General features: G+C 41.6%; 8 protein-coding genes. 4 read left to right on the plus strand and 4 right to left on the minus strand.

The annotated features are described in order from the left end of the window. Positions 1-44 precede the first annotated feature (44 nt). Positions 45-941: a GTP cyclohydrolase FolE2 gene (folE2, locus tag BA79_RS18550; protein WP_035704522.1), complete on the minus strand. Its 897-nt coding sequence runs from the start codon at positions 939-941 to the stop codon at positions 45-47. A gap of 143 nt (positions 942-1084) precedes the next feature. Here folE2 and BA79_RS18555 point away from each other — a divergent pair, with 143 nt between their 5' ends. Then, positions 1085-1510: a MerR family transcriptional regulator gene (locus BA79_RS18555; protein ID WP_017366797.1), complete on the plus strand. Its 426-nt coding sequence runs from the start codon at positions 1085-1087 to the stop codon at positions 1508-1510. A gap of 57 nt (positions 1511-1567) precedes the next feature. Next, entirely contained in the window at positions 1568-2758 is a 1191-nt protein-coding gene (locus tag BA79_RS18560; protein ID WP_008343194.1) for an MFS transporter, read from the plus strand. A gap of 46 nt (positions 2759-2804) precedes the next feature. Here BA79_RS18560 and BA79_RS18565 read toward each other — a convergent pair whose 3' ends face one another. Then, positions 2805-4358 (minus strand): ABC-F family ATP-binding cassette domain-containing protein, encoded by a 1554-nt coding sequence (locus BA79_RS18565; protein ID WP_008343192.1) that lies wholly within the window; start codon positions 4356-4358, stop codon positions 2805-2807. A gap of 152 nt (positions 4359-4510) precedes the next feature. Here BA79_RS18565 and BA79_RS18570 point away from each other — a divergent pair, with 152 nt between their 5' ends. Beyond that, on the plus strand, positions 4511-5653 hold the full coding sequence (locus tag BA79_RS18570; protein WP_035704525.1) for a DEAD/DEAH box helicase: 1143 nt from the start codon (positions 4511-4513) through the stop codon (positions 5651-5653). A 37-nt stretch (positions 5654-5690) separates the two neighbouring features. Here the strand turns inward: BA79_RS18570 and BA79_RS18575 are convergent, their stop codons facing one another. Both BA79_RS18575 and BA79_RS18580 read right to left on the minus strand, forming a co-directional pair. After that, positions 5691-6695 (minus strand): NADP-dependent oxidoreductase, encoded by a 1005-nt coding sequence (locus tag BA79_RS18575; protein WP_024718590.1) that lies wholly within the window; start codon positions 6693-6695, stop codon positions 5691-5693. Positions 6696-6816: 121 nt separating this feature from the next. Continuing rightward, complete coding sequence (locus BA79_RS18580) at positions 6817-7194, minus strand: YfmB family protein (RefSeq protein ID WP_017366799.1); 378 nt, start codon at positions 7192-7194, stop codon at positions 6817-6819. 222 nt (positions 7195-7416) lie between these two features. On the opposite strand from BA79_RS18580, the gene BA79_RS18585 reads away from it, so the two are divergent. Further along, entirely contained in the window at positions 7417-7764 is a 348-nt protein-coding gene (locus tag BA79_RS18585; RefSeq protein WP_007496775.1) for a YflT domain-containing protein, read from the plus strand. Positions 7765-7844 lie beyond the last annotated feature (80 nt).

Consider the following 7844-nt stretch of genomic DNA (forward strand, 5'->3'; position numbering starts at 1 on the left):
TAGAGCTGTCGAGATTTTCTCGACAGCCTGACTGTAGAGACATTCTACAGTTTTTTTTGATAAGAACATTTGGCATAAGCATCGTGCTGGTGAATGGATTCTTCATTTCGACACTCAATTTGAAAGCCTTTAATCCAGTTTTGTTCATATAGCTCTGCTGCAATTAACCTCGCAACATCCTCTACAAAACGTGGATTTTCATAGGCCTCTTCTGTCACTTGTTTTTCATCTGGTCTTTTGAGTACAGGGTAAAGGGGCGCACTCGCATTAGACTCGATGATCTGCAGTAGATCTGCTTTCATGTCATCAGGGAGTTGACCTTGTTCAAACAGCTCTACCTGAATCGATACAGTGCCACGCTGATTATGTGCGCCGTATTCACTGATTTCTTTTGAACAAGGACATAACGTTGTCACTTGAGCAGTGCAGCCAATATGACAAATCCATCCGTTTTCTTCATGAAAGTGGATGTCATATTGCACGTCTGCATGCATCAAACCGGACTTTCCGCTGATGGGACTCTTTTTTTCCATGTACCACGGAAAGGAAACTTGAATCGAGGCAGAAGGCTGATTCATTTGCGTGGCAAGCTGTGCGGTCAATTCTTTTAAGGAATCCACATCCACCGGCTTTCCGCTCTCATAAAATGAGTGAAGCTGCTCGGTGAGACGGCTCATATGAATGCCTTTTTGATGAGCTGGCAAATATGTACTCAGCGTAAAATCAGCGGAAGAGGTTTGGTGCTGTGGAGCCGTTTTAGACAAAATATGTACAGGGTACGACACACGGCAAATTCCGACCTGTTCCAGATCAAAATAAAAGTCCTGTTCGGTTTGTTGGATGTCTATCATGTCCTCTTTTTGACAAGGTTTTGTTCTAGCGCTTGGCGGGACAGAACCGAATTGTGCGTGTCGTTCTTTTTTGGATGGAAATGAACGCATATGGTACCTCCTTTAAAACGTAATGATTCCTATTTATTCTGCATCAAACCACAATAGAAATCAAGTGATCAAACATTAACGTTTACGTTAAGGTCACAAAGGTGTATAATAAAACATGAATTGATGAGCAGGAGGCACTGGTGATGGAATGGATGAAAATTGATCAAGTGGCGAAAAGAAGCGGTCTGACGAAACGGACCATTCGTTTCTATGAAGAGATTGGTTTATTATCAGCACCAAAGCGGACAGAGGGCGGTGTCAGACTTTACTCAGAGGACGACATGGAAGAACTGGAGAAAGTGATGCAGGCCAAAGAAGTACTTGGCTTTTCTTTACAAGAGCTTCAGTCGTTTATGGAAATAGGAAAACAGCTTGAGCTGAATAAAGAAGGCTACCTGTTATCTCTTGACCCGAAGGAACGATTAGAGAAGCTGTTAGATATTGATGCGCAGCTGACTGTGCAGCATCAATTGATTACAAAAAAGCTAGAAACGATTCAATCCTTTAAAAAGGATCTTGAAATGATGAAAGAAAGAGCGGCTCATGCCATTGAGCAATTACAAAAATAAACACCTCAGCGTGTTTATTTTATTTTGTTAATCAACTGTAGGAAAGGTTCTGATGGAATGAAGGAAGAAGAAGTATTGAAACAGCGTACGAGTTTGCTTAGACAGCCAAAGGCCGTCTGGGCGGTGGCCTTTGCTTGTGTGATTTCATTTATGGGAATAGGGCTTGTAGACCCGATTTTGCCAGCCATTGCATCGCAATTACATGCATCTCCAAGTCAGGTGTCTCTTTTATTTACGAGCTATTTGCTTGTCACCGGCTTTGTGATGTTTTTTACCGGTTTTATTTCTAGTCGTATTGGTGCCAAATGGACGTTATTATTAGGACTCATCTTTATTATTGTCTTTTCTGCTTTAGGCGGTACTTCTTCAACCATTAATGAATTAATTGGTTTTAGAGGCGGATGGGGCATTGGGAATGCCTTATTTATTTCAACGGCATTATCAGTGATTGTCGGTGTGTCTGTTGGAGGAAGTGCGAAAGCCATCATTTTATATGAGGCGGCACTAGGTCTTGGGATTTCTGTTGGGCCGCTCCTTGGCGGTGAGCTTGGAACGATCTCTTGGCGCGGGCCATTCTTTGGCGTGGCAGTGTTAATGCTCGTTGCTCTTTTAGCTATTATTTTTATGCTTCCACCTATACAAAAGCCGCAGAAAAAGGTGAAATTATTTGAAGCTGTTGGAGCCTTGAAATACAAAGGGCTTTTAACGATGGCATCTGCTGCTTTCTTATATAATTTTGGATTCTTTGTTCTTCTAGCTTATTCGCCATTTGTGCTCCATCTTGATGAGCATGGTCTTGGCTATGTCTTTTTTGGATGGGGATTATTTTTGGCTGTGACATCTGTCTTCTCAGCGCCGGTCATTCATCGCAAATTGGGTACATTAACAGCTCTTGTTGTTCTCTTTGCTTCGTTTGCTGTGATTTTATTCGGCATTGGAATATGGACATCACATGTGGTCGTGGTCATTTGCGGTATTGTCATTGCTGGGGGAATCCTCGGCATGATCAATACGGTGCTGACGACGGCTGTGATGGGATCAGCTCCTGTTGAGCGTTCAATTGCATCATCTTCATACAGTGCTGTACGATTTATTGGTGGTGCGATTGCGCCTTGGATTGCGGGAGTTCTCGCTGAAACTTACACAGCAAGTACCCCTTATTATGTAGGGGCGGCTGTTGTTCTCTTAGGAATGGTCATCCTGCTTCTTGGCCGTAAGCATTTGGTGAATATCCAGGCAGGTCATTAATAGAAAAAAGCCTTATATCTGCAAACGATATAAGGCTTTTTTGTCGTTATAATACTTTGGTTGTCCAGGATTCGCAATTCCAAGTTTCAGTAGCCACATCTTGATAAAATTCAGGTTCGTGGGAAATCAATAGGACGCTGCCTTTATATTCTTTTAACGCGCGCTTTAATTCTTCTTTTGCATCGACATCCAAGTGGTTTGTCGGCTCATCGAGAACAAGCAAATTGGTTTCTTCGTTAATGAGCTTGCAAAGGCGGACCTTCGCTTTTTCACCACCACTTAAAACAGACACACGGCTTTCAATATGTTTTGTCGTTAAACCGCATTTGGCAAGGGCAGCTCTGACTTCATATTGTGTGTACGATGGGAAGGTGCTCCACACCTCTTCGATACAAGTGTTGCTGTTTTGCTCTTTTACTTCTTGTTCAAAGTAGCCAATATGCAGGAATTCTCCGCGTTCCACCTCACCAGAAATGGGGGATATTTCTCCAAGAAGACTTCGGAGCAGTGTCGTTTTTCCGATACCGTTGGCACCGTATAACGCAATTTTCTGTCCGCGTTCCATTTTTAAATTCAATGGACGAGAGAGCGGTTCGTCATACCCAATGACTAAATCCTTCGTTTCAAAAATCAATTTCCCTGATGTACGTGCAGGTTTAAAGTGGAATTCTGGTTTTGGTTTTTCTGCCGCTAATTCAATCATGTCCATCTTATCCAGTTTCTTTTGACGAGACATCGCCATATTTCTTGTGCTGACACGTGCTTTATTTCTCGCGACAAAATCCTTTAATTCAGCCACTTCCTGCTGCTGCCTTTTATACGCTGCCTCTAGTTGCTGCTTTTTGACTTCGTAAACTTGTTTAAATTGATCATAATCACCAACGTATCGCGTGAGTTCTTGATTTTCGACATGATAAATCAAGTTAATGACACTGTTTAGGAACGGAATATCATGTGAAATGAGGATAAACGCATTTTCATATTCCTGCAAATAGCGCTTCAGCCACTCAATATGCTGTTCATCTAAATAGTTGGTCGGCTCGTCAAGAAGAAGAATTTCAGGCTTCTCTAACAGCAATTTCGCAAGCAGTACTTTTGTCCGCTGTCCGCCGCTCAGCTCTGTCACATCACGATCGAGCCCGAGATCTGTTAACCCAAGACCTCTTGCAATTTCCTCTACCTTGGAATCAATGATATAAAAATCATTGTTCGTCAGGGCATCCTGAATGACGCCTACTTCTTCTAAAAGCTTTTCTAGCTCATCAGGATCTGCTTCACCCATTTTTTCGTAAATGTCATTCATTGCGGCTTCCATTGAGAATAAATAATGGAATGCATCTTGAAGGACTTCACGAATGGTTCTTCCTTTTTCAAGCACGGTATGCTGATCGAGGTAGCCGACACGGACATTTTTTGCCCATTCGACTTTTCCTGCATCTGGCTCAAGCTTGCCAGTAATAATATTCATAAACGTTGACTTTCCTTCACCGTTGGCGCCGATCAAGCCGACATGCTCGCCTTTTAATAACCGGAAGGAGACTTCGTGGAAAATGGCTCTGTCGCCAAAGCCATGACTTAAATCTTTAACAGATAATATCATTTTTTACACCTCAAATAGATTCAAAACGGCTAGTGCCTCTCATGATTATATCGAACTGTCCGGCTCGATAAAAGCATCAAAAGAAAAATTGCGTTTCAAAGCTGATTTTGAGATACTTAAGGATAGATTGAATGAGGATAAAGGAGATCAACATGACGGAAAATTGGGCATTTTTGAAAGAAGCAAAGCCATTTATTCAAAAGAACTTTGAAGCGGCTGGCTTTGAGAAGCCAACAGCGATACAAGAACAAACAGCAGAGTGGATTACGGAAAAACGCGATGTGATCGCAGAATCACCGACTGGAACAGGGAAGACCCTTGCGTATGTTCTGCCGCTTTTAAATAAAATTGATGTGAGTATCAAACACCCGCAAGTCTTAATCTTGGCACCTTCAAGAGAGCTTGTGATGCAAATTTTTGATGTTGTGCAAGAGTTCAAACAAGGTTCAGACATCAAAGCTATTTCCTTAATAGGTGGGGCAAATATCAAGAAGCAGCAGGAAAAGCTAAAAAAACACCCGAATATCGTGGTGGCGACACCGGGTCGCGTACAAGAGTTAATCAAAATCAAGAAACTGAAAATGCATGAAGTGAAAACGATCGTGTTAGACGAAGCAGATCAGCTTCTTGTGCCAGAGCATATGAAAACGATCCAAGGGATCATTAAGTCCACATTAAAAGAAAGACAAATCCTTTGTGTTTCTGCAACATTGAAAGAAGAAACCGTTCAGCTGATCAAAGAAATGACAACTGAACCAGAAGTATTGAAAATTGCTAGAAGCGAGGAAGAAGCGCAGAAAGTGAGTCACTATTATCTGTTATGTGATCAGCGTGACAAAGTGAAACTGCTGCAAAAGCTATCACGGCTTGAGGACATGCAGGCGCTTGTCTTTGTGCGAGATATTACGAATTTGAGCATTTATGCAGAAAAATTAGCGTATCACCATGTCGACCTTGGTGTGCTTCACAGTGAAGCGAAAAAAGCAGAGCGTGCTGTCATCTTAAAGGCGTTTGAACAGCGTGAATTCCCGCTCCTCCTTGCAACAGATATTGCGGCTAGAGGCATTGATATCGACGACTTACCGTACGTCATTCATGCAGATATGCCAAATGAAGAGGGCTACATCCACCGTTCAGGTAGAACCGGACGCGCAGGAAAAGAAGGCGCAGTCATCAGTCTTGTCACACCTCAAGAGCAATCAATGCTGAAAAAAATGGCGAAAAAGCTGAATCTTACGCTTGAAGAAATCGTGTATAAGCAAGGCCAGCTGCACCTTGCGCCCAAGCAGGCATAAGAAAAGGACCCTCCATAATTGGCAGGGTCCTTTTTTGTTATGAAATTTTGACAAGTTGTTTTCCGACATTTTCCCCTTTGAATAGTCCAAGGAATGCATCTGGAATATGGTCAAAACCTTCGATAATGGTTTCTTTGTAAGTCAGTTTGTCTTCTTTTACCCATTGTGCGAGATCTTTTGCCGCCTCTTCAAAACGATCAGAGTAGTTGGCAACAATGAAGCCCTGCATCAATGCACTTGTTTTAATGAGTTTTGTTTGCACACGAGGGCCAATGTCTTCGCTTGCACTAATGTTATAAGAAGAAATGGCGCCGCAGACTGGAATACGTGCAAAACGGTTCAAATGATTCATCACAGCATCAGAGATTTCGCCGCCCACATTGTCAAAATACACATCGACACCGTTTGGACAGGCTTTTGCAATGGCGTCATCTAAATCATTTGTTGTTTTATAATTAATGGTTTCATCAAAGCCCAGTTCTTTTAAATAAGCCAGCTTATCATCAGATCCGGCAATTCCTACGACGTGGGCACCTTTGATTTTAGCAATCTGTCCGACAACAGAACCAACGGCACCTGCGGCTCCAGAAATGACAACCGTTTCGCCTTCTTTTGGCTGACCAATCGCAAGAAGTCCAAAATAGGCGGTTTGTCCTGGCATGCCCAAAATCCCTAAGTAATAAGATAACGGCGCAATGGATGGATCAATTTTTGTCAGAGACTCTGCTTTGGCAGTAGAATATTCCTGCCAGCCAAGGAATCCAAGTACAAAATCCCCTTTCTCAAATTGAGGAGATTTGGACTCGACGACTTCTCCGACCACACCACCCTGGATCACTTCATTGAGTTTAAACGGAGGTGTATAGGATTTTGTATCTTGCATTCTTCCTCTCATGTAAGGATCTACAGACACATATTTCGTTTGAATCAAGACTTCGCCATCTTGCGGCGTTGGTATATCAACTGTTTCAAAATGAAAAACATCTTTAGTAGGTAACCCTTTTGGACGTTTTGCTAATTGAATTTGTTTTTGTTGACTCATGTCAAATCCTCCCTTTCACTTGCAACCTAGATTTACATTAACATGATGCTTCTTTTCGTTCAAAACATACGGTCTTTTCCAAGCACATACAAAAAAGCAGCCACCATCTAAAAGAAGGGGACTACTTTTTTTGAAGAGAGACAGAAAGGAGCGGCGGGAGACAACCAAACAGTTGATACTCATCCGCATCACGTTCTTTTAATAAATATTCATTTGCATTTTGCATGGAGGCTTTCATCATATCGTGCGTCACAAAAGGAAAAAGGATATTTAAATATGAGGACAACAGGTCTTGTGGATCTTGTTCGATTGACTCGATATCTCCAATGTTAATAATAATAGAAAAGAGATAATCGATGCAGATGTGAAAGTGCTGTTCAGCAAACAAAGTAAGCGGCTTTGCTTTTGATTCTTCAGGATTCCATTTTTGAAAAAGCTGTTTCACCAAATCACTGACAACCCATGCATTAAACTGCTGCTCAGCTGAAAAATAATACATCAGCTCCACCCCATTTCTAGCCTCCAGTATAAGAATTGTACAACAAATGACAAGGAAAGCATACAATTTTTCAGAAAATTTAGTCATTTTTACAGTCTTTTTGTCAAAAATAAGTCCATAGACGCATTAAGTTCACAGAGTAAAAATGGATGTGCTGGAGGAAGGTTTAATGACAAAAGTGACGGGTAAAAGATTCGTAAGACGTTAAAGGAGGAATAATAAATGAAACCTGTTGTAAGAGAGTATTCAAATGATGAAACACTTCAAAGAGATGTGGAGCAATTAAAACAACTCGGTGTTGCAAGAGAGGACATTTATGTTCTGTCCCATGACGATGATCGAACTGAGCGTATTGCAAGCAACGCAGATGCCAATACGATAGGTCCAAAAGAAGTTGGACTCAAGCATGCGGTTGGAAACATCTTTAGCAAAAAGGGAGATGAACTCCGCAATAAGATTCACGAAATTGGTTTCTCAAAAGAAGAAGCTGAGACATTTGAAGAACATTTAGACGAAGGAAAAGTTCTTCTCTTTGTGACTGACCATGAAAAAGTGAAAAATTGGGCATAAACGCCATCGTAAAAAGCCTCTTACTTTTGTAAGGGGCTTTTTTCAGATTTTTGACAAAGGGCTAAAATGAACTTGATTTT

It is taken from the genome of Bacillus altitudinis 41KF2b, from assembly GCF_000691145.1.
Lineage (GTDB): Bacteria > Bacillota > Bacilli > Bacillales > Bacillaceae > Bacillus > Bacillus altitudinis.